The organism is Mesorhizobium sp. P2_C5_2, assembly GCF_056404535.1.
Window position 1 is genome coordinate 686,031 of the sequence record NZ_JBFUDV010000002.1, and the last position, 21,039, is coordinate 707,069.

General features: G+C 63.3%; 25 protein-coding genes. 9 read left to right on the top strand and 16 right to left on the bottom strand.

The features are described 5' to 3' along the window. Nucleotides 1-34 precede the first annotated feature (34 nt). Nucleotides 35-1,687, bottom strand: coding sequence for a cytochrome c oxidase subunit I (ctaD, locus tag AC1D1B_RS10210; RefSeq protein ID WP_181058324.1), 1,653 nt, complete (start codon nt 1,685-1,687; stop codon nt 35-37). 38 nt (nt 1,688-1,725) lie between these two features. Further along, complete coding sequence (gene coxB, locus AC1D1B_RS10215; RefSeq protein WP_477331695.1) at nt 1,726-2,622, bottom strand: cytochrome c oxidase subunit II; 897 nt, start codon at nt 2,620-2,622, stop codon at nt 1,726-1,728. A 362-nt stretch (nt 2,623-2,984) separates the two neighbouring features. Here coxB and AC1D1B_RS10220 point away from each other — a divergent pair, with 362 nt between their 5' ends. The 4 genes from AC1D1B_RS10220 to AC1D1B_RS10235 all read left to right on the top strand — a co-directional run bounded on the left by AC1D1B_RS10220 (nt 2,985) and on the right by AC1D1B_RS10235 (nt 5,801). Continuing rightward, on the top strand, nt 2,985-3,551 hold the full coding sequence (locus AC1D1B_RS10220) for an invasion associated locus B family protein (protein WP_477331697.1): 567 nt from the start codon (nt 2,985-2,987) through the stop codon (nt 3,549-3,551). A 109-nt stretch (nt 3,552-3,660) separates the two neighbouring features. Next, the gene (gene tldD, locus AC1D1B_RS10225; protein ID WP_477331699.1) at nt 3,661-5,073 is read left to right on the top strand and encodes a metalloprotease TldD; all 1,413 of its coding nucleotides are present in this window, start codon (nt 3,661-3,663) and stop codon (nt 5,071-5,073) included. Between the two features lie 76 nt (nt 5,074-5,149). After that, nucleotides 5,150-5,425, top strand: a complete 276-nt coding sequence (locus tag AC1D1B_RS10230; RefSeq protein WP_477263384.1) for an AbrB/MazE/SpoVT family DNA-binding domain-containing protein — start codon at nt 5,150-5,152, stop codon at nt 5,423-5,425. Next, the gene (locus AC1D1B_RS10235; protein ID WP_477332118.1) at nt 5,412-5,801 is read left to right on the top strand and encodes a type II toxin-antitoxin system VapC family toxin; all 390 of its coding nucleotides are present in this window, start codon (nt 5,412-5,414) and stop codon (nt 5,799-5,801) included. Before AC1D1B_RS10230 ends, AC1D1B_RS10235 begins: the two co-directional genes overlap by 14 nt. Before the next feature lie 66 nt (nt 5,802-5,867). Here AC1D1B_RS10235 and AC1D1B_RS10240 read toward each other — a convergent pair whose 3' ends face one another. Then, the gene (locus tag AC1D1B_RS10240) at nt 5,868-7,103 is read right to left on the bottom strand and encodes a class I SAM-dependent RNA methyltransferase (RefSeq protein WP_477331700.1); all 1,236 of its coding nucleotides are present in this window, start codon (nt 7,101-7,103) and stop codon (nt 5,868-5,870) included. After that, nucleotides 7,100-7,864, bottom strand: coding sequence for a TlyA family RNA methyltransferase (locus AC1D1B_RS10245; RefSeq protein ID WP_477331702.1), 765 nt, complete (start codon nt 7,862-7,864; stop codon nt 7,100-7,102). Before AC1D1B_RS10245 ends, AC1D1B_RS10240 begins: the two co-directional genes overlap by 4 nt. 44 nt (nt 7,865-7,908) lie before the next feature. Between AC1D1B_RS10245 and AC1D1B_RS10250 the strand changes: the two genes are divergently transcribed. From AC1D1B_RS10250 to AC1D1B_RS10260, 3 genes are all read left to right on the top strand, one after another. Then, nucleotides 7,909-8,073, top strand: a complete 165-nt coding sequence (locus AC1D1B_RS10250) for a hypothetical protein (protein WP_477331704.1) — start codon at nt 7,909-7,911, stop codon at nt 8,071-8,073. A gap of 69 nt (nt 8,074-8,142) precedes the next feature. After that, the gene (locus tag AC1D1B_RS10255) at nt 8,143-8,556 is read left to right on the top strand and encodes a GFA family protein (RefSeq protein ID WP_477233801.1); all 414 of its coding nucleotides are present in this window, start codon (nt 8,143-8,145) and stop codon (nt 8,554-8,556) included. Nucleotides 8,557-8,599: 43 nt separating this feature from the next. Beyond that, complete coding sequence (locus tag AC1D1B_RS10260) at nt 8,600-9,001, top strand: GFA family protein (protein WP_477331706.1); 402 nt, start codon at nt 8,600-8,602, stop codon at nt 8,999-9,001. On the opposite strand, the gene AC1D1B_RS10265 is transcribed toward AC1D1B_RS10260, so the two are convergent. The 8 genes from AC1D1B_RS10265 to AC1D1B_RS10300 all read right to left on the bottom strand — a co-directional run bounded on the left by AC1D1B_RS10265 (nt 8,998) and on the right by AC1D1B_RS10300 (nt 15,726). Beyond that, complete coding sequence (locus AC1D1B_RS10265) at nt 8,998-9,282, bottom strand: hypothetical protein (protein ID WP_477331708.1); 285 nt, start codon at nt 9,280-9,282, stop codon at nt 8,998-9,000. The genes AC1D1B_RS10260 and AC1D1B_RS10265 overlap by 4 nt on opposite strands. Nucleotides 9,283-9,431: 149 nt before the next feature. Beyond that, nucleotides 9,432-11,345: a 1-deoxy-D-xylulose-5-phosphate synthase gene (dxs, locus tag AC1D1B_RS10270; RefSeq protein WP_477331710.1), complete on the bottom strand. Its 1,914-nt coding sequence runs from the start codon at nt 11,343-11,345 to the stop codon at nt 9,432-9,434. Nucleotides 11,346-11,454: 109 nt separating this feature from the next. Next, a complete protein-coding gene (locus AC1D1B_RS10275; protein WP_477331711.1) occupies nt 11,455-12,375 on the bottom strand; it encodes a pirin family protein in 921 nt (306 codons plus the stop codon). Between the two features lie 10 nt (nt 12,376-12,385). Further along, entirely contained in the window at nt 12,386-12,652 is a 267-nt protein-coding gene (locus tag AC1D1B_RS10280) for a DUF2277 domain-containing protein (RefSeq protein WP_181058335.1), read from the bottom strand. Nucleotides 12,653-12,697: 45 nt separating this feature from the next. Continuing rightward, nucleotides 12,698-12,949 (bottom strand): exodeoxyribonuclease VII small subunit, encoded by a 252-nt coding sequence (locus tag AC1D1B_RS10285; protein ID WP_477331713.1) that lies wholly within the window; start codon nt 12,947-12,949, stop codon nt 12,698-12,700. A gap of 3 nt (nt 12,950-12,952) precedes the next feature. Further along, a complete protein-coding gene (locus AC1D1B_RS10290) occupies nt 12,953-13,879 on the bottom strand; it encodes a histone deacetylase family protein (protein ID WP_477331715.1) in 927 nt (308 codons plus the stop codon). A gap of 168 nt (nt 13,880-14,047) precedes the next feature. Next, complete coding sequence (locus AC1D1B_RS10295) at nt 14,048-15,025, bottom strand: hypothetical protein (RefSeq protein ID WP_477331717.1); 978 nt, start codon at nt 15,023-15,025, stop codon at nt 14,048-14,050. A gap of 92 nt (nt 15,026-15,117) precedes the next feature. Then, a complete protein-coding gene (locus tag AC1D1B_RS10300; RefSeq protein ID WP_477331719.1) occupies nt 15,118-15,726 on the bottom strand; it encodes a TetR/AcrR family transcriptional regulator in 609 nt (202 codons plus the stop codon). A 120-nt stretch (nt 15,727-15,846) separates the two neighbouring features. Here AC1D1B_RS10300 and AC1D1B_RS10305 point away from each other — a divergent pair, with 120 nt between their 5' ends. Beyond that, nucleotides 15,847-17,070, top strand: a complete 1,224-nt coding sequence (locus AC1D1B_RS10305; protein ID WP_477331721.1) for an MFS transporter — start codon at nt 15,847-15,849, stop codon at nt 17,068-17,070. 59 nt (nt 17,071-17,129) lie between these two features. On the opposite strand, the gene AC1D1B_RS10310 is transcribed toward AC1D1B_RS10305, so the two are convergent. From AC1D1B_RS10310 to aroC, 3 genes are all read right to left on the bottom strand, one after another. Further along, on the bottom strand, nt 17,130-17,552 hold the full coding sequence (locus AC1D1B_RS10310; RefSeq protein WP_477331723.1) for a hypothetical protein: 423 nt from the start codon (nt 17,550-17,552) through the stop codon (nt 17,130-17,132). An 18-nt stretch (nt 17,553-17,570) separates the two neighbouring features. Next, nucleotides 17,571-18,671: a 3,4-dihydroxy-2-butanone-4-phosphate synthase gene (ribB, locus tag AC1D1B_RS10315; RefSeq protein WP_477331724.1), complete on the bottom strand. Its 1,101-nt coding sequence runs from the start codon at nt 18,669-18,671 to the stop codon at nt 17,571-17,573. Nucleotides 18,672-18,763: 92 nt separating this feature from the next. After that, on the bottom strand, nt 18,764-19,879 hold the full coding sequence (gene aroC, locus AC1D1B_RS10320; protein WP_477331726.1) for a chorismate synthase: 1,116 nt from the start codon (nt 19,877-19,879) through the stop codon (nt 18,764-18,766). Between the two features lie 185 nt (nt 19,880-20,064). Between aroC and AC1D1B_RS10325 the strand changes: the two genes are divergently transcribed. After that, nucleotides 20,065-20,319, top strand: coding sequence for a DUF1344 domain-containing protein (locus AC1D1B_RS10325; RefSeq protein ID WP_023747552.1), 255 nt, complete (start codon nt 20,065-20,067; stop codon nt 20,317-20,319). Between the two features lie 122 nt (nt 20,320-20,441). Here AC1D1B_RS10325 and AC1D1B_RS10330 read toward each other — a convergent pair whose 3' ends face one another. Next, nucleotides 20,442-21,029 carry a histidine phosphatase family protein gene (locus tag AC1D1B_RS10330; protein ID WP_477331728.1) on the bottom strand — a complete coding sequence of 196 codons (588 nt, stop codon included), beginning with the start codon at nt 21,027-21,029 and terminating at the stop codon, nt 20,442-20,444. Nucleotides 21,030-21,039: the final 10 nt, after the last annotated feature.

Sequence of the window (21,039 nt, forward strand, 5' to 3'; positions counted from 1 at the left end):
CGCCGGCGGGCCGGCGGTTTCGTATTCAGCTGCCTTACTTGATCTTCGGCAGCTGTTCCCACTGGTGGAAGGGCGGCGGCGAAGGCAGCTGCCATTCGAGCGTCGTTGCACCTTCGCCCCATGGATTGGCGCCGGCGACCCGCTTCTTCTGGAAAGCCTCGAAGACGCAGTAGAGGAAGATCAAAACGCCGACGGCCGAGATATAGGAGCCAATGGACGACACATAGTTCCAGCCGGCAAACGCGTCCGGATAGTCGATGGTACGGCGTGGCATGCCGGCAAGACCGAGGAAGTGCTGCGGGAAGAAGATCAGGTTGACGCCAACAAACGTGACCCAGAAGTGGGTGTTGGCGATCACCGGCGAGTACATGTAGCCGGTCATCTTCGGGAACCAGTAGTACCAGCCAGCGAAGATGGCGAAGACAGCGCCCAGCGACAGCACATAGTGGAAGTGCGCAATGACGAAATAGGTGTCATGCAGCGAGCGGTCGAGGCCGGCATTGGCGAGCTGGACGCCGGTGACGCCACCGATGGTGAACAGGAAGATGAAGCCCAGCGCCCACAGCATCGGCGTCTTGAACGAGATCGACCCGCCCCACATCGTCGCGATCCAGGAGAAGATCTTCACGCCCGTTGGCACCGCGATAACCATGGTGGCGAAGACGAAATAGCGCTGCGTGTCGAGCGACAGGCCGGTCGTGTACATGTGGTGCGCCCAGACGATGAAGCCGACGGCGCCGATTGCCACCATGGCGTAGGCCATGCCGAGATAGCCGAACACCGGCTTCTTCGAGAAGGTCGAGACGATGTGGCTGATGATGCCGAAGCCCGGCAGGATCAGGATGTACACTTCCGGGTGACCGAAGAACCAGAACAGATGCTGAAACAGGATCGGATCGCCGCCACCGTCCGGCGCGAAGAAGGTGGTGCCGAAATTGCGGTCGGTAAGCAGCATGGTGATGCCGCCGGCCAGAACCGGAAGCGACAAGAGCAGCAGGAAGGCGGTGACCAGCACCGACCACGCAAACAACGGCATCTTGTGCAGGGTCATGCCCGGCGCGCGCATGTTGAAGATGGTGGTGATGAAGTTGATGGCGCCGAGGATCGACGAGGCGCCGGCAATATGGATCGACAGGATCGCCAGATCCATGGCTGGCCCGGGCTGGCCGGAGGTCGACAGCGGCGGATAGAGCGTCCAGCCGCCACCGACGCCGAAAGCGCCGGGCGCGCTCGGCATGAACATCGAGGTGAGCAACAGGATGAAGGCCGGCGGCAGCAGCCAGAACGAGATGTTGTTCATGCGCGGGAAGGCCATGTCAGGCGCGCCGATCATGATCGGCACCATCCAGTTGGCGAAGCCGCCGATCAGCGCCGGCATGACCATGAAGAAGATCATGATCAGGGCGTGCGCGGTGCCGAAGGCGTTGTACATGCTCTTGCCGCCGTCGATGGCGGCATCGCCGTTCATGCCGTAGACCATCTGCGCCAGGCCGGTGAAGATCTGGATGCCCGGCTCCTGCAGCTCCATGCGGATGACGACCGAAAGCGCGCCGCCGACGATGCCCGCGAAGATCGCGAAGATCAGATAGAGCGTGCCGATGTCCTTGTGGTTGGTCGAATACACCCAGCGGACCCAGCCGTGATAGGGCTTGTGGTCGTGGTCGTCGTGAGCTGCAGCATCTGCCATGGTCGGCTCCGTTCCCTAATTCTTGCTAACCCGCGGCATCAATTGCCGGCGGCCGCTACCTTGTTGGTACCGTCGACCTCGGCCATCAGCGCCTTGTTGGCGCCGGGAAGGTCGGTCTTGGCTGCTGCCAGCCAGGTCTTGTACTGCGCGTCGGAGACGACGCGGATGGCGATCGGCATGAAGGCGTGGTCCTTGCCGCAGAGCTGCGAGCACTGGCCATAATAGAGGCCTTCCTTTTCCGCCTTGAACCAGGTCTCGTTGGTGCGGCCGGGAACCGCGTCCATCTTGATGCCGAAGGCCGGCATGGCGAAGGAGTGGATGACGTCGGTCGCGGTGATCAGGACACGGGTCATGGTGTTGACCGGCACCACCAGCTCGTTATCGACCGCCAGCAGGCGCGGATAGACCTTGCGGTCTTCCTTGCCGATCGCCGCGCGATCGGCGTCCTGAAGAATGGCCGAGTTGAAGGAGAGCGTGTTCTCGGTCTGGTACTCATAGTCCCAGTTCCACTGATTGCCCGTCGCCTTGACGGTCAGCTTGGCTTCTTCCGGCGGCGTGTACTGCGCGGTCAGGAGCTGGAACGAGGGAATGGCGATGAAGAGCAGGATCACGACCGGCCCGACTGTCCAGATAATCTCGATCAGCGTGTTGTGGCTGGTCTTGGACGGAACCGGGTTGACGCTTGCCCGGAACCTGAAGATGCACCAGGCCAGAAGGGCCAGCACCAGGGCGGTGATCGGGACGACGAACCACATCGTGTAGTTCCCGAACCACTCGATCTGCCGCATCATGTCGGTTGCCGGCGGCTGAAAACTGGTCTCCCACGGCTGCGGCTGGGCCGCGTGGGCGGAGGCACCGGCGAAAAATGCGACGGCAGCACCTGCTGTTGCCATCAATTTGGCGCTTGCTGGGAATTTTCTCATCGCCCTCTTCATCTCCCGGTTCCTCGCGATCGCGACGCAAGAATATCGAACAATGCCGGGATGGGAATCCCGGACAGTCCCAAGCTGGTTCAAACCATACTCTATTTCCCTCCGCAAGAAAGGAGCGGACGAAACCGTGCGGCATTTTTGCGCGCAAGCGCGACCACACCGTTTCAGCGGCCTTTTGCCCCGCGCGTATCGTCGACAGATGGGCTGCGCGGGCTTGTGGCCGGAATGCGCGCGACGGTCGCAATTCGGGCGAATTTGCTAGGGAAAAGCGCATTATTGCGCTTGCCGGGGCTGACCGGCGGTCGCCCTATCCTTTACTTGGCCTTGGCGCGGCTTAAAGTGCCGTGATTCGCAATGGAGCCGTCATGACCTCTTGGCTTTCGAGAAACGCTTGGCATTCGAAAAGCGCTTGGCTTTCGAGAAGCGGGGCGAAGGTCATCTTTCTCGCCGCCCTGATCGGTATCGGCTCGTCCGCAACCGGCATCGCCAATGCAGCGCAGCCGAGCGGCACGGTCAAGTCGACGCATGGCGCGTGGTCGATCATCTGCGACACACCGGCCGGCGCCACCTCGGAACAGTGCGTGATGATGCAAAACGTCGTCGCCGAGGATCGCCCGGAAATGGGACTTTCCGTCGTCGTGCTGCGCACGGCAGATAACAAAGCCGAGATCCTGCGCGTGCTGGCGCCGCTCGGCGTGCTCCTGCCCAACGGGCTCGGCCTCAATGTCGACGGCAAGGACATCGGCCGCGCCTATTTCGTGCGCTGCTTCCAGGACGGCTGCTATGCCGAGGTCATTCTCGAAAAGCCGCTGCTCGACACGCTGAAGACCGGCACGTCGGCCACCTTCATCGTCTTTCAGACGCCGGAAGAAGGCATTGGCATCCCCGTCGACCTCAAAGGCTTCGCCGACGGTTTTGCCGCCCTGCCCTGAGCTTGATGTCCAGGCGGTCGCCGGCTAGCAATTCTCATTGCGGATTGTGCAGGCGGGTCTTCGCGCCTACATCGTGGCGACAACCATTCCTCGCGTGAACGGACCTGCCATGAACAGCCTGATCGGCCAATTCGATATTTCCGACGATCGCATCAAGCGGATCGTCGCCGACACTCTCAACGGCGCCGATGACGGTGAACTGTTCCTCGAATACAGCGAGAGCGAAGCGCTGATGTTCGACAATGGCAAGCTGAAGACCGCCAATTTCAACACCGACCAGGGCTTTGGCCTGCGCGCCGTGGCAGGCGAGGCCAGCGGTTACGCGCATTCCAGCGATCTGTCCGAAGCGTCGCTGCTGCGCGCGGCGGATGCGGTGTCGACCGTCAAGGGCGGCTATTCCGGCACGCTTGCCGCCGCCCCTGCCCGCACCAACCGCCATCTCTATGGCGATGAGAACCCGATCCCGTCGCCTTCCTTCGAGGTCAAGGCCAAGCTGTTGCAGGAGATCGACGCATGGCTGCGGGCAGAGGATCCGCGCGTGCGCCAGGTGACGGCCTCGCTTGCAGCGTCGTGGCAGCATGTCGAGATCGTGCGCGCCGACGGCCAGATGGTGCGCGACATCCGCCCCCTGGTCAGGATCAACGTTTCAGTCGTGGTCGGCGACGGCGACCGCCAGGAAAGCGGCTCCTACGGCATGGGCGGGCGCAAGGCGTTCGGCGAATTCCTGGTCGAGGACAGCTGGAAGCATGCGGCCAAGGAGGCGCTGCGCCAGGCGCTGGTCAACCTCGAAGCCATCCCGGCGCCGGCCGGCACGTTCGACATCGTGCTGTCCAGCGGCTGGCCGGGCGTCATGCTGCACGAAGCGGTCGGCCACGGGCTGGAAGGCGACTTCAACCGCAAGAAGACCTCGGCCTTTGCCGGCCTGCTCGGTCAGCAGGTGGCGGCCAAGGGCGTCACGGTGGTCGATGACGGCACCATGCCCGAGCGGCGCGGCTCGCTGACCGTCGACGATGAAGGCACGCCATCGGCCCGCAATGTGCTGATCGAGGACGGCAAGCTGGTCGGCTACATGCAGGACCGCCAGAACGCCCGGCTGATGGGCATGAAGGCGACCGGCAACGGCCGGCGCGAAGGCTATGCGCACCAGCCCATGCCGCGCATGACCAACACCTACATGACATCTGGCGACATGGAACCGGACGAGATCATCGCCTCGGTCAAGAACGGCATCTATGCCGTTTCCTTCGGCGGCGGCCAGGTCGACATCACCTCGGGCAAGTTCGTGTTCGGCTGCACCGAGGCCTACATGATCGAGAACGGCAAGGTGACGCAGCCGATCAAGGGCGCCATGCTGATCGGCAACGGGCCTGACGCCATGCACCGTGTGTCGATGATCGGCAACGACATGAAGCTCGACAACGGCATCGGCATGTGCGGCAAGGCCGGACAGGGCGTACCGGTCGGCGTCGGCCAGCCGCATCTCAGGATGAACCAGATGACGGTCGGCGGCACCAGGGTTTGAGGATACAAATCCGGCCGGCTTGAATAGCTGCCGCGATAAGGCTATCTTACCTTTGTCTTACACAAAGGTGTCCGCGATGGCTGCGACAGAAAAGCTTATAACGACCGTCTCCACCAAGGGACAGGTAATCCTGCCCAGCGCGATCCGGAAACGGAGGGACTGGGGCGCGGGCACGCGCCTTCAGGTCGAAGACACGCCGGACGGAGTACTTTTGAAATCGGCGCCGGCCTTTGCCCCGACGCGACCAGAAGATGTCTTTGGCGTCCTACCGCACAGTGGCAGGCCGAAGACGCTGGAGGAAATGGACGCGGGCGTCCTTGCTGAAGCCCGACGGCGCCATGCTCGCGATTGATACCAACGTTGTCGTCAGGTATCTGACGAACGACGATCCCGAGCAGTCCCCGCGAGCCCGGCGGCTGATCGACGGTCAACCCGTCTTTGTCACCGTCACGGTGATCCTGGAGGCTGAGTGGGTGCTGCGCAGCGCCTATGGTTATGATCAGGCCTCGATCGTCAATGCACTGCGGGTGTTCGGCGGGCTTCCCGCTGTCGAGATAGAGGATGCTGCGATTGTCTCTTCCGCGCTCGATCTAGCCGAGACGGGAATGGATTTCGCCGATGCGCTCCATCTGGGCAAGTCCTCGCACTGCTCTGCGTTTGTGACCTTCGACCGTAAGTTCATTAAGGCCGCAAAAGCGGCCGGGTACGAAAGCGTCCGCGAAGGCTAGGATGCAAGCCGATTACGTCTTGCGGGGAGCGGCAAACTCAAGCACGGCGTTGTGAAAATCGGCGGATTAACGCCGTCTCTTCGGCTTCTCCAGCAGCGCCACGGCCTCGACATGCGGCGACCACAGGAACTGGTCGATGGGTGTTACGCTTTTCAGCACATAACCGCCGTCCATGAGGATGCGCAGGTCCCGCGCCAGCGTTACCGGATTGCAGGAGACAGCGGCAACAAACGGCACGTCCGAGCGGGCGATCTGCTTCGACTGGTCCTCGGCGCCGGCGCGCGGCGGGTCGAAGACGACGCCGTCGAAGGCGTTCAGCTCCTTGAACGTCAGCGGACGCCGGAACAGGTCGCGGCGTTCGCCGGTTACCCGTTTCAGGCCGGTCGCGAAGCGTGATCCCCGGTCGAGCGCCGAAAGGGCGGCCGCGTCGCCTTCGACCGCATGGACCTCGGATTTCGCCGCGAGCCGAAGCGCAAAGCTGCCGCAGCCGGCGAAAAGATCGGCGACTTTCTTGGCCCGTTTCAGGTGTCCGCCAACAAGGTCGGCCATCGTCTGCTCGGCGGCTTCGGTTGCCTGCAGGAAGGCGCCAGGCGGCACGGCGACAGCGACGGTGCCAAACATGACCACCGGCTTTTTCGGCTCGATGACGATCTCGTCGTCGATCGAAAGCCGGGCAAATCCATTGGCCATGACGAAGTTGGAGGCGACCCGACGCTGGTTCTCGCCCAGCTTGCCCGACTCATAGACCGCGACGTCAAGGCCAGAACCCGTCACAGTGACGGCCATCCGGAACGATTTGGTCGTGGCGCAAACCAGGTCGGCGACGGATCGCAAGCGATCGAGCGCGGCGACGATCTCCGGCAGCGAGATCGGGCATTCCTCGATCGGGATGATTTCCGGCGACAGATGGCGATGGAAGCCGAGCAGCATGCCGGTGTCGGCGCGCCTTGCGGCAAGCACAACGCGGCGGCGTGTGTGTGGTGCACACGGCACCAAGGCGCCGACGTCGCCGGCAATGCCCTTCAAGGCGTGTACGACCTTGTCGCGTTTCCATTGCCGGTAAGCGTCGGCTTGCAGATGCTGGACGGCGCAGCCGCCGCATTCGGTGAAATGCCGGCAGGCCGGCTCGATGCGCAGTGGCGAGGCCTCCAGCACCGCCATCAGCGTGGCTCGGTCCCTTTCGCGCGCCGCGGTGACGGTTTCGCCGGGCAGCGTGAAGGGGATGAACAGCTCGCCCGTTTCCGTCTCGGCGACGCCATCGCCTTGCGAGCCTAATCTCTTGATGGTGAAGCGCGTGCTCATCGGTCCTTGATCCCACCGAGCAGGAATTCGCGGTTGCCGTCGCCGCCTTCGATCGGCGACATGTGCAGGCCCAATGTACGCCAGCCAGGGACGCCTTCGAGCCATTCCTGCAGCAGGCCGGCAACGCGGGCGGCGTCATAGGGGTCTTTCAGCAAGCCGCCCTTGCCGATTGCCTCGCGGCCGGCCTCGAATTGCGGTTTGACCAGAAGCACCGCACGAGCGCCGTCCCGTGCCAATGCCAACGCCGGTGGCATCGCCAGTTTCAGCGAAATGAAGCTGACGTCGGAAACGATGAAATCCGGGGTACGGCCGCCGAGATCGGCAGCCGTGAGCTCGCGGGCGTTCAATCCCTCGATCGCCGTGACGCGCGGGTCGGACGAGACATCGGAATGCATCTGGCCGTGGCCGACATCGATGGCCGTAACGTGAGCCGCGCCGCGTTCGAGCAACACCTGGGTGAAGCCGCCGGTCGAGGCGCCGATGTCAAGCGCCTCGCTGCCCGCGGGGTCGAGACTGAAATGGTCGAGCCCGGCGATCAGCTTCAGCGCCGCGCGTGAGACATAGCCCTGCGCGGGATCGTCGATGGCGATGAGACATTGTGGCAGAACCGTCTGGCCGGGCTTGCGGGCGATCACTCCGTCGACCGTCACGGTGCCACGCTCGATCGCGTCACGGGCGCGCGACCGGCTCGCGCACAGGCCGCGCTGGACGAGCAGTTCGTCGAGCCGCTGGCGTGTGCTGGCTGGCAGCGGGGAGTTCATCGGCCTTCATGGCGAAAGCCGGTCGCGAAGGCAAGGACATTGGCATGAGAGCGACACTGGAACTGGAGACGCAGATCAGTCGGCCGGTTGAATATCGCAGCAAGTCCGGCAAGATGGCCGGGGCGCTCACGCATTGCGGAGGAACACCAATGCTGACGGGAACCTGCCATTGCGGCGCCGCCCGCTGGACGTTTGAAGGCGACCCCTAACGACGCTTCATGCGACGCAGGGTGGGCACGTTTAAAACCACTGTCATTGCAATACAAGGAGACCAAGTCGTGGCCAAGAAGTACACTGCGAAGTGCGCCTGCGGCGCCGTCAAATTCGAGTTTGATACCGATCCCACTTTCATTGCAATTTGTCACTGTCTCGACTGCAAGAAGGCTTCCGGCGGCGAAGCTGCGACGTTTTTCGCCGTGCCAGAGGATGATTTCACGCTGATCAGCGGCAAACCGAAAGCGTTTCACTACATCGCCAATTCGGGCAATGGGCTCGACCGGAATTACTGCCCGGAATGTGCGGCGCGGGTATTCACGGACAATCTCGAAGGCTTCCCCGGCACGGTGTTCGTCCAGCTCGGAAGTCTCGACCGCCCTGAGCTGATCGCGCCGAAACTCGAGATGTTCACCAGGCGTCGTCTCGGATGGGTAAAGCCACTTGACCTTCCCCAGTTCGAGAACATGCCCAGCTGAAAGATGCCGGGGCGGGATGGTCAGGCAATACGGAGGAGGACCAATGCTGACGGGAACCTGCCATTGCGGCGCCGCCCACTGGAACCTGGAGGGCGACCCCGGGCCGATCACCGCCTGCAACTGCACGCTTTGCCGCCGCTACGGTACGCTCTGGGCCTATGATTTTGTCGATGAGCGCATCCGCGTCGTGGGGCCGGTGTGTTCCTACACGCGGGCCGGCGAGGAGACGCCCTCGCTCGAGATCCTGTTCTGCCCTACCTGCGCCTGTGTGCTTGCCTGGCGCGGCCTGCGCACCGGTTCCAGCGGCCGCACGCGGATCGCCGTCAATGTCAGGCTGGCGCCGCCGGAGGCGGTCGCGGACCTGCCGATCGATCATTTCGACGGGCTCGATACTTATGACGACCTGCCGCGCGATGGGCGCTGCGTACGCGATATGTGGTTCTAGAAAATGGTACGCGAAACCGGCCGTTCGACGGCCGGCATCAGGGCATCACCCACATCGCCGGAGGCCTGCTTGCGCGACGGCTCGACAGGCACGACAGGCGCATCCGGCACGACGACGAGCTGCGGCACCTGCTTGTAGGAGAATCCGCCCCTGATGTTGCCCATCTTGCCGGCGACGATCTCGACCACCGCCTGTTCGAGCTTGCGGTCGTAGCGGGTTTCGGCCACGGCCGGCGCGGCGATGACGGCCAAAAGGGCCACGCCGCACAGAAGCGTTCGCATTGTTTTTAACTCCCTGCCTTGGTCGGGTTCTAGCAGGGCGGCGTTGAAAAACGGCCAAAAGACACGGTAAGCGAAACGCCAAACAGAAGCGTTAACAGAACGTTACGGAAGGAAGCCGGCAAACCGCTTCAAAGGCTTGAGATTTTGATTCAGGCGCGCTGCGCGTGGGCCGAATGGCCAAGCGCAACGAACACCGTGCGCACGATGCCGGCGGCATCGAGCCCGGCATCGGCATACATTTTTTCCGGCTTGGCGTGGTCGGTGAACTCGTCCGGCAGCACCAGCGGCCGCACCTTCAGGCCGCTTTCCAGCAGGCCTTCATGGGCGAGGAACTGCAGCACATGGCTGGCGAAGCCGCCGACAGCGCCCTCTTCCACCGTCACCAGCACTTCGTGCGAACGGGCGAGCCGGCGGATCAGATCCTCATCGAGCGGCTTGGCGAAACGGGCGTCCGCGACCGTCGTCGAAAGCCCGGCCGCGCCGAGTTCCTCGGCGGCGATCAGGCAGTCCTGCAGCCGCGTGCCGAAGGACAACAGCGCCACCTTGGTGCCTTCCCTAACGATACGGCCCTTGCCGATTTCGAGCACCGAGCCGCGCTCCGGCATATCGACGCCGACGCCATTGCCGCGCGGATAGCGGAAGGCAATCGGGCCTTCATCATAATAGGCGGCGGTGCGCACCATGTGGCGAAGCTCCGCCTCGTCCGCCGCCGCCATCACGACGAAACCGGGCAGTGTCGCGAGGAAAGTGGTGTCGAAAGCGCCGCAATGGGTGGCGCCGTCGGCGCCGACAAAGCCGGCGCGATCGATCGGGAAGCGCACCGGCAGTTTCTGGATCGCCACGTCGTGGACGACCTGGTCGTAGGCGCGCTGCAGGAAGGTCGAGTAGATGGCGGCGAAGGGCTTGTAGCCTTCGGTGGCGAGGCCGGCGGCAAAGGTCACCGCATGCTGCTCGGCGATGCCGACATCGAAGGTCCGGGTCGGAAACGCTTCGCCGAACAGATCGAGGCCGGTGCCGTTCGGCATGGCGGCGGTGACGGCGACGATGCGGTCGTCGGCGCGGGCTTCCTGGATCAGGCTTTCGGCGAACACCTTGGTGTAGGCCGGCGCGTTGGCCGGCGCCTTGGTCTGCGCGCCGGTGATGACGTCGAACTTGTTGACGCCGTGATATTTATCGGGCGCAGCCTCAGCCGGCGCGTAACCCTTGCCCTTCTGGGTCACGACATGGATCAGCACCGGGCCGTCGGCATGGTCGCGGACATTCTTCAGGACCGGGATCAAATGCTCGAGATTATGGCCGTCGATCGGGCCGATATGGTAGAAGCCGAGCTCCTCGAACAGCGTGCCGCCGGTGACGTAGCCGCGCGCATGCTCGACCGCCCGCTTGATAGCACGATCGGCGCGTTTGCCGAGATAAGAGGTCAGTTTCTTGCCGAAATCGCGCAGGCCGAGATAGGTCTTCCCTGAAGCGAGACGCGCCAGATAGGCGCTCATGGCGCCGGTCGGCGGCGCGATCGACATGTCGTTGTCGTTGAGGATGACGATCAGCCGGGCATCGAGCGCGCCGGCATTGTTCAATGCCTCGAAGGCCATGCCCGCCGACATGGCGCCGTCGCCGATGACGGCAATGACATTGTTGTTGCCGCCGGAGAGGTCGCGCGCCATGGCCATGCCGAGGCCGGCCGAAATCGAGGTCGAGGAATGCGCGGCGCCGAACGGGTCGTATTCGCTCTCAGTGCGGCGGGTGAAGCCGGACAGGCCGCCCTCCTGGCGCAGCGTGCGGATGCGGTCGCGGCGCCCAGTCAGGATCTTGTGCGGGTAGGCCTGGTGGCCGACATCCCAGATCACCCGGTCTTCCGGCGTGTTGAAGACGTAGTGCAATGCCACGGTCAGTTCGACGACACCGAGGCCGGCGCCGAGATGCCCGCCCGTATGCGAGACGGCATCGATCAACTCGGCGCGCAGCTCCGAGGCCAGCTGCGGCAGCTCGCTTTCGTCAAGCTTCTTCAGGTCGGCGGGAATGCGAACCTTGTCGAGAAGCGGCGTATGCAGCGTTGCGTTCACTGTTTAGGAGCCTGCCCAGCTATTTTCGTTCATGCGCGTTGATCATGGGCGAAATATGCCTGCGCCGCCCGAATGTAAATGCGTGTCAGTGACGCGGGTCCTGCTGACGTTAATTGTCCGGTAACGGAATGAATTCTTCCTCGTCTCCAGGAACGATATCGAAGCGGCCCGTCTTCCATTCCTGCTTGGCCTGTTCGATGCGCTCCTTCGACGACGAGACGAAGTTCCACCAGATGTGGCGTGGGGAGCCGAGCGAAGCGCCGCCGAACAGCATGAAATGGGCGCCGCGCTCGGACGAAACAACAATTTCGTCGCCAGGCCTGAATACCAGGAGCCGTTCGGCCGGAAAGCGGTCACCCGATATCGAAACATCGCCGTCCAGCGTGTAGATGGCGCGTTCCTCGGCGTCGGCGGGAATTTTCACGCTGGCGCCGGGGGCCAGGCGCAGATCAGCGTAGAGCGTTTCGGTATCGGCCCTTACCGGCGAGCGCAACCCCTGGAAATCGCCGATCACCACGCGACCGCTGACGCCTTCGGCGTCGATTTCGGGCAGAAGGAGCGCTGCGGTGTTCTCGAACACCGGCGCCACTTCCTCCTTGCCGTCGGGCAAAGCCAGCCAGGTCTGCAGGCCGGAGATCGACATCGGCGCGCCGCGCAGTTCTTCCGGCGTGCGCTCGGAATGGACGATGCCGCGGCCAGCGGTCATCAAATTCACGTCGCCGGGCTGGATGACCATTTCGGTGCCGAGCGAGTCGCGGTGCCTGATGTTGCCGTCGAACAGATAGGTGACGGTGGAAAGCCCGATATGCGGGTGCGGCCGGACATCGAGCGCCTGGCCGGCGCGCAATATCGCCGGCCCCATGCGATCGAAGAAGATGAAGGGACCGACCAGCCGCCGCCTTGCCGTCGGCAGAGCGCGGCGAACCTGAAAACCGTCAATGTCCTTGGCGTTCGGGATGACCATCAGCTCGATCTGGTCGCTGGCGAAGGCATCGCCAGGCTCAGGGTCCTTGCCGGGGAAGAAGCTCATCTGGATTTCCTCAGGCGAAGCGCAGCGCCGATTTGGCTTTCGCCTTGGCCGCCACCTCTTCGCGATTGCGCGGATGATGCGTGGTTTCGAGCGAATGCAGCAATTCATGCGCCGATTCAGCGATCGCCTCGACGGCACGGTCGAAGGCCGCCTGGTTGCGCTGCGAGGGGCGCGTCGTTCCGCTCAATTTGCGCACGAACTGAAGGGCGGCGTCGCGGATCTCGTCATGGGTCGCGGGTGGATCGAAATTGAACAGGGTCTTGATGTTTCTGCACATGCTTGAACTCCTTACCTGCTTTCTCTGCCCGCCCCGTTTGACAAATTACTCCGCGTCGAGCGGCTCCGTTCCCACCGGCTTGCCGTCGCGCGACAACCGGATCTTCTCGACCTTGTCTTCGGCCGACTTCAGCAGCCGGTCGCAATGGGCCTTCAGCGCCTCGCCGCGTTCATAGATCTTGATCGACTGATCGAGCAGCACGTCGCCGCGTTCGAGATCATCGACGATCTTTTCCAGCGCGTCGAGTGCCTGCTCGAAGCTCATCGCCTTGACGTCTTCGTTTGCTTCGCCAGCCATACTTTATCCCTTCATCAGCCGCCCGACATGGGCGGCGACCGAAAATGCCAAACCCTGCAGATCGTAGCCGCCCTCGAGCAGGCTGACGAGCCGGTTGCCGCTGTGGCGCCCGGCGCGTTCCAGCAGCTGGCCGGTCGCCCAGTCGAAATCGTCCTCGCTGAGGTTGATCTCGGCAAGCGGGTCGCGATGGTGGGCGTCGAACCCGGCGGAAATGATGATCAAATCGGGCGCGAAATTGTCGAGCGCCGGCAGAACGCGCGACAGCAAGGCATCGCGGAACATGTCTGAGCCGGTCTGCGGCGCCAGCGGCGCGTTGACGATGTTGCCGACGCCGGTCTCGTTCTTGGCCCCGGTGCCGGGATAGAGCGGCATCTGGTGCGTCGAACAATAGAGCACCGACGGATCGTCCCAGAAAATGTCCTGCGTGCCGTTGCCGTGGTGGACATCCCAATCGACGATGGCGACGCGCTCTGCGCCATGTTTCTTCTGGGCATAACGCGCCGCGATGGCTGCGGTGTTGAACAGGCAAAAGCCCATCGCCGTGGTCTTTTCGGCGTGATGGCCGGGCGGACGCGCGGCGACGAAGGCATTGGCGACACGGCCCTCGAAGACATCGTCGACGGCGGCATTGGCCGCACCGATCGCGGTGACCACAGCCTGCCAGCTTTTCGGGCTGGCGCTGGTGTCGGCGTCGATCGGGACGATGCCGCTTTCAGGGATCGCGGCGCGGACGCGGGCGACGAAATCCTCAGGGTGAGCGTAAAGGATGGTGGCCTCGTCGCCTTGCGGCGCCGTGACCCGATCGAGCCCGGCAAACGCCTCGTCGTCGAGCACGCGCTCGATGGCGCGCAAGCGGTCTGGCCGCTCGGGATGACCGGGCGGCGTCAGATGTTCGAGGAAGATCGGATGGGTGTAGAGCCTTGTGACCATGACCCGATATAGGCGCGCCCGGCCGCTTTGACCATGGTTTGACGGCGCACCGTTGAGACGTTCAACAGGGTTTAGACCATGATCCCAAAAAGTGGGAACCGGTTTTTGGAAAGATCATGGTCAAGCAAAAGAGACAGAGCCTCATCCCGCTTCTATCGGGATGGGGCTCTAGGTGCTCGGCTGCGTCCAGCGCGAGCCACCGAAGGAGGCCAGCGCCTTGTCCTTGAGTTCCCTGAACTTGGACGACGCCTCGGCCAGCCGCTGGTCCCATTCGGCGTTCGGCACTTGGCCTTCGATGGTCTTGAAATAGACCTGCATCAGGCAGGCTATGGCGAAGGGTTCGATGAAGGCCGCCTTGAAGGCCCAGGCAAGGAGGATGGCGAGCACGAAGGCCCAGCCGCCGAGCTGCCCCGGTATGAACCACATGATGGCGGCGGCCGGCGCCAGCATCAGCAGGAAGATGACGAAGGAAACGCCCCACATGATGACCGCCAGCCAGACGGCGTTCTTGACCATCGTCTTGCCGTTCTGGGCATAGAGCACGACGCCTTGCCGGGCGGTTTCGAAGGGTGAGGACGAGTTGATGCGGATGTTGTAGCCGAGGATGATTTCGTCGACATAGGTCAGCGACAGCCGGATCACCGTGTTGATGAAAGCGACCAGGCCGCCGAGGCCCGGAATGGGCAGGAAAGCGGCAATGCCGCCGAGCAGGCCGGTGATGGCGCGGATGGCGCCCTTGACCAGCTGGTCGACCACGAAAAGGATGTTGGCCTCGGCGAAACGCTCCTTCACCACATCCTTGGCGTAGGCGATCTGGTCCTGGCCATTTGGAACCTCCCTTCCGTCGATCAAATGGACCATGACGGCGATATGGCCGGCCTTGACGACGTAGAGGATGTATTCGCGGACCCAGTAGAGCGCGATCGAAACGACGCCGATGCCGACGATGCCGCCCCAGAGTGCAAAGGAAAGCGGGCCGTCAGGATCGGTGGAGATGTGGCCGACACCATAGCCGACCGAGGCGCCGCTGCCGGTCGCCACGATGTAGGCGAGCGTGATGCCGAAATAGACGATCATGCGAAAGACGATGAACGGCCATGTCCTGATCATGATGGACACCGACCTGCCGATCTCGAAATCCCACATGCCCGAATCTCCCCTCAGAGATGGTGGCAGAGGATGAACCCGGGTCCGGAATTGTCAATCTCGGCAAATGCCGGGTCTCGGCTGGTGAGAGTTCAGACCGGCTGCGAACCCTGCTTTTTGAGCAGGCCTTCGAGCAGCTGCTTGAAGGCGGCCACCACGGTCTTCGACGTCGCTTCGGGATCGCTCGAATTGGCGATCCGCTGCGCCGCCTGGCTGCTGGCGCCATTGATCAGCCGCGCGGCGGTTTCGGGGTCGACGCCGGGGACGACCACCCCCTCCTGTTGCAGAGCGGTCAGATGATCGGTCATTGAACCGACGCAGGCATTGGCATTCGGCCAAAGTGCCGGATCGCCGAGTACGGCCGGACCATCGCGGAACATGATGCGCTGGATCTCCGGCTCCAGCGCCATCTCGATATAGGTCGTGCATTCGTCGACGAAATGCTGCCAGCGGTTCTGCGCTTTCGACGCGATCTCATTTATGCGAACCGCCATCTCGCCATCGATTTCGGCGATGACCGCCTGCAGCAGGCCCTTCTTGTCGCCGAAGTGATGATAGAGCGCGCCACGCGTCAGCCCGGCTGATGCGGTGAAGTCGTCCATCGAGGCTTCGGCGTAGCCGATCGTGCCGAAAGCGTGGCGGGCCGCCGTGATCAGCTTGGCGCGCGTTTCGGCGATCATCTCCTTGCGGGGTCTGTGCATGGTTCTGGACCTACTTACATACGCGTCGTATGCCAATTGACATACGCGGCGTATGACCTATCTTACAATCATACGCATCGTATGTAATTGTCGAATTGGCCTTTGTCGAGGAACCAAGCCATGCAAAACCCCTACGCCGAAATCTTTCGCGCCCCCGGAGCCAAGGGCTTTGCCGCCGCGGGCTTCCTGGCCCGCCTGCCGATCGCCATGGCGCCGATCGGTATTGTGGCCATGCTCGCGCAAACGCGCGGCGAATATTGGCTGGCGGGCGCCGTCTCTGCGGCCTTCGCGCTAAGCAATGCTTTCGTGGCGCCGCAAATCTCACGGCTGGTCGACCGCCTCGGCCAGACGCGGGTCGTCGTGCCCACCACCATCGTCACCGTGCTCGCCTTCGCAATCCTGATTGCGGCCGCCAATCAGGACTGGCCGGTGTGGACGCTGTTCGTGTCGGCGCTGGCGGCCGCCGCCATGCCCAGCATGCCGGCCATGGTGCGCGCGCGCTGGACAGAGATTTTTCGCGGCCGGCCGCAGATGAACACCGCTTTCGCCTTCGAGTCGGCAGCGGACGAGCTGGTCTACATCGCCGGGGCATCGCTGTCGGTAGGCTTGAGCGCCGCCCTCTTCCCGGAAGCCGGTGTTCTGGTCAGCACACTGTTCCTCGCTATTGGCTCGACAGCCTTCATCCTGCAGCGTTCGACTGAGCCGCAAGTGCGGCCGGTGGATCATGTCTCAAGCGGCTCGGCCATTCGGCTGCGGCCAGTGCAGATCATCACCTTTGCCCTGATCTTTGTCGGCGCGACCTTCGCGACGACGGAAGTGAGCACGGTGGCGATCACCAAGGAGCTCGGCCAGCCCGGCGCCGCCAGCCTCGTTATCGGCGTCTATGCGCTGGGATCGTTCGTGCTTGGCCTCGTCGTCGGCGCGCTCAACCTGAAGGCGCCGCTGCAACGCCAGCTGGCCATCGCGGTCGCCCTCGTCGCGCTCGGCACGCTGCTGCCGCTCACCGCCGGCACCGTGCCGCTGCTGGCGCTGACCGTGTTCATCAGCGGCGTGGCGATCTCGCCGACCTTCATCACCGCCTTCGGCCTGATCGAGCGGCACGTGCCGGAAACGATGCTGACCGAAGGCATCACCTGGGTGATGACCGGGATCGGCATCGGCATGGCGCTCGGCTCGTTTGCCGCCGGCGCGGTGGTGGATGAATTCGGCGCCCGGAACGGGTTCTGGGTCTCTGTGGCTGCCGGCACTATCGCACTGGTCACCGTGCTCGCCGGACAGCGCAGCCTGGCCACCCACACATGCGAACTGGACGGATGCGACGCGGCCGCCGTTCCCGCGGAATAGAAGCACACGCGTCCGGTTCAGCTCACGGACCGGACGCAGTTTTGAAGAAGCCCTGCTTCCTAGGACTGTTCAAGCCTGCTGCGAATCTCGTCCCCGTCAACAACGACAACAGGACTTCCCAGTGTCTCGACCATATCCGAGTCCAGATGGGGTATGGTTTCAACGCGCCCGACCATCGGCAGGCATTCTCCAGCGCAATAAACGACCGAACTGGTGACGCGCAGGATTTTCCACAACGCCTCGTAGAGGCGTAGATCATCAGGCGGCCGTGCGATTGTGAAGCCGGAACATTGCGAGGCGTCACCGGGATCCAGATTGAGATAGAGGTCGGCCGACGAAGTATCGTCATAGGTGACGACCCAGCATGAGAACTCCGGTTCACGCCTGGTGATGAACGGCGCGAAGGCTTCCTCGATGATCGACGTGGGGAAGTAGCTCTCTTCGCCACCTTCAAAGCAATTGAGATATGCCTCGAAGCTCATCCGACTGCCCCCAGTACCCTAGATAATCTCGGTCTTGGCGATGTGGATACCAAAGCCTTCGAGGCCGACATAGTGGCGTTCGCGCGAGGCGATCAGGTTGATCGAGGAAATGCCGAGATCCTTCAGGATCTGCGCGCCGAGGCCGATCTCGCGCCATTCGTTCTCGCGGCGGCGCGCCTCTTCATGGTCCTCGCGGTCGGCGCTCAGCGGCCGCTTGCGCTCCTGATGGGCGACGCCGACGGAGCCCTCTCTGAGATAGACGATAACGCCGCGCTTGCGCTCGCCCATCGCCTTCATGATGCCGTCGAGCCTGTGGCTGGTGCCGAACACGTCGGTCACCACATCCTCGGAATGCAGGCGCACCGGCACGTCCTCGCCGTCTCTGATGTCGCCGAAGACGATGGCGACATGGTGCATGGAGTCCCAGGGCAGCGTGTAGGTGAAGACCTGCGCCTTGCCGCCCAGCGTATCGATTTCGGAGCAGGCGACGCGCTCGACCAGCGTTTCCTTGCGCTGCCGGTAAGCGATGAGATCGGCGACCGAAACCTGCTTGAGGCCGTGCTCTTCGGCAAAGCTCGCCACCTGCGGGCCGCGCTTGACCGTGCCGTCATCATTGACCAGTTCCGAGATCACGCCGACTGGCGGCAGGCCGGCGAGCTTGCACAGATCAACCGCCGCTTCGGTATGGCCCGAGCGCATCAGCACGCCGCCTTCGCGCGCGATCAGCGGGAAGATGTGGCCGGGCCGGACGAAGTCGGAGCCGCCGACATTGCCGTTGGCGAGGTTGCGCACGGTCAGTGTGCGGTCCTCGGCCGAAATGCCGGTCGTGGTGCCATGCTTGAAATCGACGCTGACGGTGAAGGCGGTGGTGTGGGCGGAATCATTGTCGGCGACCATCGGCGACAGGTTCAGGCGCTTGGCCTCCTCGCGCGGCATCGGCGTGCAGACGATGCCCGAGGTGTGGCGGATGATGAAGGCCATCTTTTCGGGCGTGCAATGCACGGCGGCAACGATCAGGTCGCCCTCATTCTCGCGCCCGTCATCGTCCATGACGACGACGATCTCGCCGCGCTCGAAAGCGCGGAGGGCTTCGACGATTTTCTTCTGATCGTAAGGCATGGAAGGCTCGCTTCGCTCGCAGGGAATAGGAATTAGGCAATAGGCCGTGGGGAAGGAAAAGGGCTGTGTCGGGCCGGCATGGTGCCTACTGCCTATTCCCTACTGCCTATTCCCTTTCCCGTCTGTCCTCGATGCCGCAGATAGTGGTCGGCGATGGCACAGGCAACCATGGCTTCGCCGATCGGCACGGCGCGGATGCCGACACAGGGGTCGTGGCGGCCCTTGGTCGTGACGTCGACGTCGTTGCCGTCCTTGTCGATGGATTTGCGCGGCGTCAGGATCGACGAGGTCGGCTTGACCGCGAAACGGGCGACGATGGCTTGGCCGGTCGAGATGCCGCCCAAAATGCCGCCGGCATTGTTGGACAGGAAGACCGGCTTGCCGTCATTGCCCATGCGCATCTCGTCGGCATTCTGTTCGCCGGTGATGCGGGCGGCCTCGAAACCGTTGCCGATCTCGACGCCCTTGACGGCGTTGATCGACATCAGGCCGGACGCAATGTCCTGGTCGAGCTTGGCGTAGATCGGCGCGCCGAGGCCGGCCGGCACGCCGTCGGCGACGATCTCGATCACCGCGCCGACCGAAGAGCCGGATTTGCGGATGCCGTCGAGATAGCTGGTGAAGACCGGAACCGAGGCCGGATCCGGGGTGAAGAACGGGTTTTCGGCGTCGCCAATGAAATTCCAGTTCCAGTTGGCGCGATCGATGGACTTTTCGCCCATCGAAACCAGCGCGCCACGCACCACCATGCCCGGCACCACCTTGCGGGCGAGCGCACCGGCAGCCACGCGTGCTGCCGTCTCGCGGGCTGAGGAACGGCCGCCGCCGCGATGATCGCGCACGCCGTATTTGACGTCATAAGTGTAGTCGGCGTGGCCGGGCCGGTACTGGCGGGCGATCTCGCCATAATCCTTGGAGCGCTGGTCGACATTCTCGATCAGCATCGAGACCGGCGTGCCGGTGGTGATCATCGTCTCGCCGTCGTCGTCGAGAATGAAGCCGGACAGGATCTTGACCTCATCGGGTTCGCGGCGCTGCGTCACAAAACGTGACTGGCCGGGACGGCGCTTGTCGAGTTCGGCCTGGATATCTTGCCGCGTGAAGCGGATGCCGGGCGGGCAACCGTCGACGACGCAGCCGAGCGACGGGCCATGGCTTTCGCCCCAGGTGGTGACGCGGAACAGATGGCCGAACGTGTTGTGAGACATGGAATTTTGCCCTGTCCGGCAGCGGAACCGGATCAAGGGTGCGTTCTATTGGCGTTTTCCCCAGGGGTCAAACTGTGATCCGGCGGTTTTAGTTTTGACACATTCGGTTGGTTTCTGCTCTCTTCCATCCGCCCGTTGAAAAGCTCGCCGCCATCCGTGCAGGCGCAATGACAAAGAGGACGACGATGCGTACCCTGATTGGCGCTGCTGCCGCCATGTTGCTGATTTCCACCGCCGCTTATGCCGGCCAGACCGAAGGCCTGATCAAGAAGGTCGACAAGGACGCGCTGACGCTGACGCTGGAGGACGGCAAGTCCTACAAGCTCAACGCCGAGACCGATCTCGACTCGCTGAAGCCCGGCATGGATATCGTGATCGCCTATGACGTGACGAATGGCGAGAACGTCGTCACCGACATGGAACTGCCCGATACCGAGTAAGACCGGCACCGAATAGGGCCGATACCGAAGGCTCTTGCCCGCTCCACGGAGCTTTGCCTGGCCAAACAGGACGGACGTCCTGTTTGTCGGTCCTTGGCGTCAGGAAGCTTGGGCTTTCGGCCCTAAAGCCACTTCAGACGCCCGTCTTGCAGCCTGAGCACGCGGTCCTGCGGCACTTCCAGGTTCGCCGCTTCGTGCTCGGAAACACCTTCCACCATCCTGAACAGGGTCCGCACGACGCCACCGTGGATGACGCAGACGGTCTGGCGGTTTAACGCGTCGAACCAGGGCTTCACCCGTTCGAGCAGCATCTGGTAGCTTTCGGCGCCCTCGCCCGGCGGTTGGAAATTCCACTTGTCGCGCCGGCGCGCCTTCGGGGAGCCGGGGCTGTGCGCCTCAAGTTCGGCAAAGGTAAAGCCCTGCCAGTCGCCAAAGTGCACCTCGACCAGGCGCGGGTCGGTGCGGTAGGCGTCCGGATCGAGCCCCATTGCCGCGCGCAGGCGCTGCATCGTCTCTCGCGTCCGCTTCATCGGGCTGGCGACAAAATCGAAATCGCCGGGATTGTCGATCAGTCCGGCCAACCGCCGTCCGTTGCGGGTCGCCTGCTCGCGGCCGAGTTCATTGAGATCGGTGTCGGCCTGGCCCTGCAGCCGGGCCTCTGCATTCCACTGCGTCTGGCCGTGGCGCACGATGTAGACGAGCGGAACCATCAGGTCTTCC

Coding starts and splice junctions, on each gene's coding strand:
- AC1D1B_RS10230 (WP_477263384.1), top strand. CDS start 5,150: ATGGCTGCGACAGAAAAGCTTATAACGACCGTCTCCACCAAGGGACAG.
- AC1D1B_RS10235 (WP_477332118.1), top strand. CDS start 5,412: ATGCTCGCGATTGATACCAACGTTGTCGTCAGGTATCTGACGAACGAC.
- AC1D1B_RS10325 (WP_023747552.1), top strand. CDS start 20,065: ATGCGTACCCTGATTGGCGCTGCTGCCGCCATGTTGCTGATTTCCACC.
- coxB (WP_477331695.1), bottom strand. CDS start 2,622: ATGAAGAGGGCGATGAGAAAATTCCCAGCAAGCGCCAAATTGATGGCA.
- AC1D1B_RS10220 (WP_477331697.1), top strand. CDS start 2,985: ATGACCTCTTGGCTTTCGAGAAACGCTTGGCATTCGAAAAGCGCTTGG.
- AC1D1B_RS10305 (WP_477331721.1), top strand. CDS start 15,847: ATGCAAAACCCCTACGCCGAAATCTTTCGCGCCCCCGGAGCCAAGGGC.
- AC1D1B_RS10330 (WP_477331728.1), bottom strand. CDS start 21,029: ATGGTTCCGCTCGTCTACATCGTGCGCCACGGCCAGACGCAGTGGAAT.
- AC1D1B_RS10285 (WP_477331713.1), bottom strand. CDS start 12,949: ATGGCTGGCGAAGCAAACGAAGACGTCAAGGCGATGAGCTTCGAGCAG.
- AC1D1B_RS10265 (WP_477331708.1), bottom strand. CDS start 9,282: ATGCGAACGCTTCTGTGCGGCGTGGCCCTTTTGGCCGTCATCGCCGCG.
- AC1D1B_RS10250 (WP_477331704.1), top strand. CDS start 7,909: ATGAGAGCGACACTGGAACTGGAGACGCAGATCAGTCGGCCGGTTGAA.
- ribB (WP_477331724.1), bottom strand. CDS start 18,671: ATGCCTTACGATCAGAAGAAAATCGTCGAAGCCCTCCGCGCTTTCGAG.
- AC1D1B_RS10300 (WP_477331719.1), bottom strand. CDS start 15,726: ATGCACAGACCCCGCAAGGAGATGATCGCCGAAACGCGCGCCAAGCTG.
- AC1D1B_RS10245 (WP_477331702.1), bottom strand. CDS start 7,864: ATGAACTCCCCGCTGCCAGCCAGCACACGCCAGCGGCTCGACGAACTG.
- ctaD (WP_181058324.1), bottom strand. CDS start 1,687: ATGGCAGATGCTGCAGCTCACGACGACCACGACCACAAGCCCTATCAC.
- tldD (WP_477331699.1), top strand. CDS start 3,661: ATGAACAGCCTGATCGGCCAATTCGATATTTCCGACGATCGCATCAAG.
- AC1D1B_RS10280 (WP_181058335.1), bottom strand. CDS start 12,652: ATGTGCAGAAACATCAAGACCCTGTTCAATTTCGATCCACCCGCGACC.
- AC1D1B_RS10240 (WP_477331700.1), bottom strand. CDS start 7,103: ATGAGCACGCGCTTCACCATCAAGAGATTAGGCTCGCAAGGCGATGGC.
- AC1D1B_RS10275 (WP_477331711.1), bottom strand. CDS start 12,375: ATGAGCTTCTTCCCCGGCAAGGACCCTGAGCCTGGCGATGCCTTCGCC.
- AC1D1B_RS10310 (WP_477331723.1), bottom strand. CDS start 17,552: ATGAGCTTCGAGGCATATCTCAATTGCTTTGAAGGTGGCGAAGAGAGC.
- AC1D1B_RS10295 (WP_477331717.1), bottom strand. CDS start 15,025: ATGTGGGATTTCGAGATCGGCAGGTCGGTGTCCATCATGATCAGGACA.
- AC1D1B_RS10260 (WP_477331706.1), top strand. CDS start 8,600: ATGCTGACGGGAACCTGCCATTGCGGCGCCGCCCACTGGAACCTGGAG.
- AC1D1B_RS10290 (WP_477331715.1), bottom strand. CDS start 13,879: ATGGTCACAAGGCTCTACACCCATCCGATCTTCCTCGAACATCTGACG.
- aroC (WP_477331726.1), bottom strand. CDS start 19,879: ATGTCTCACAACACGTTCGGCCATCTGTTCCGCGTCACCACCTGGGGC.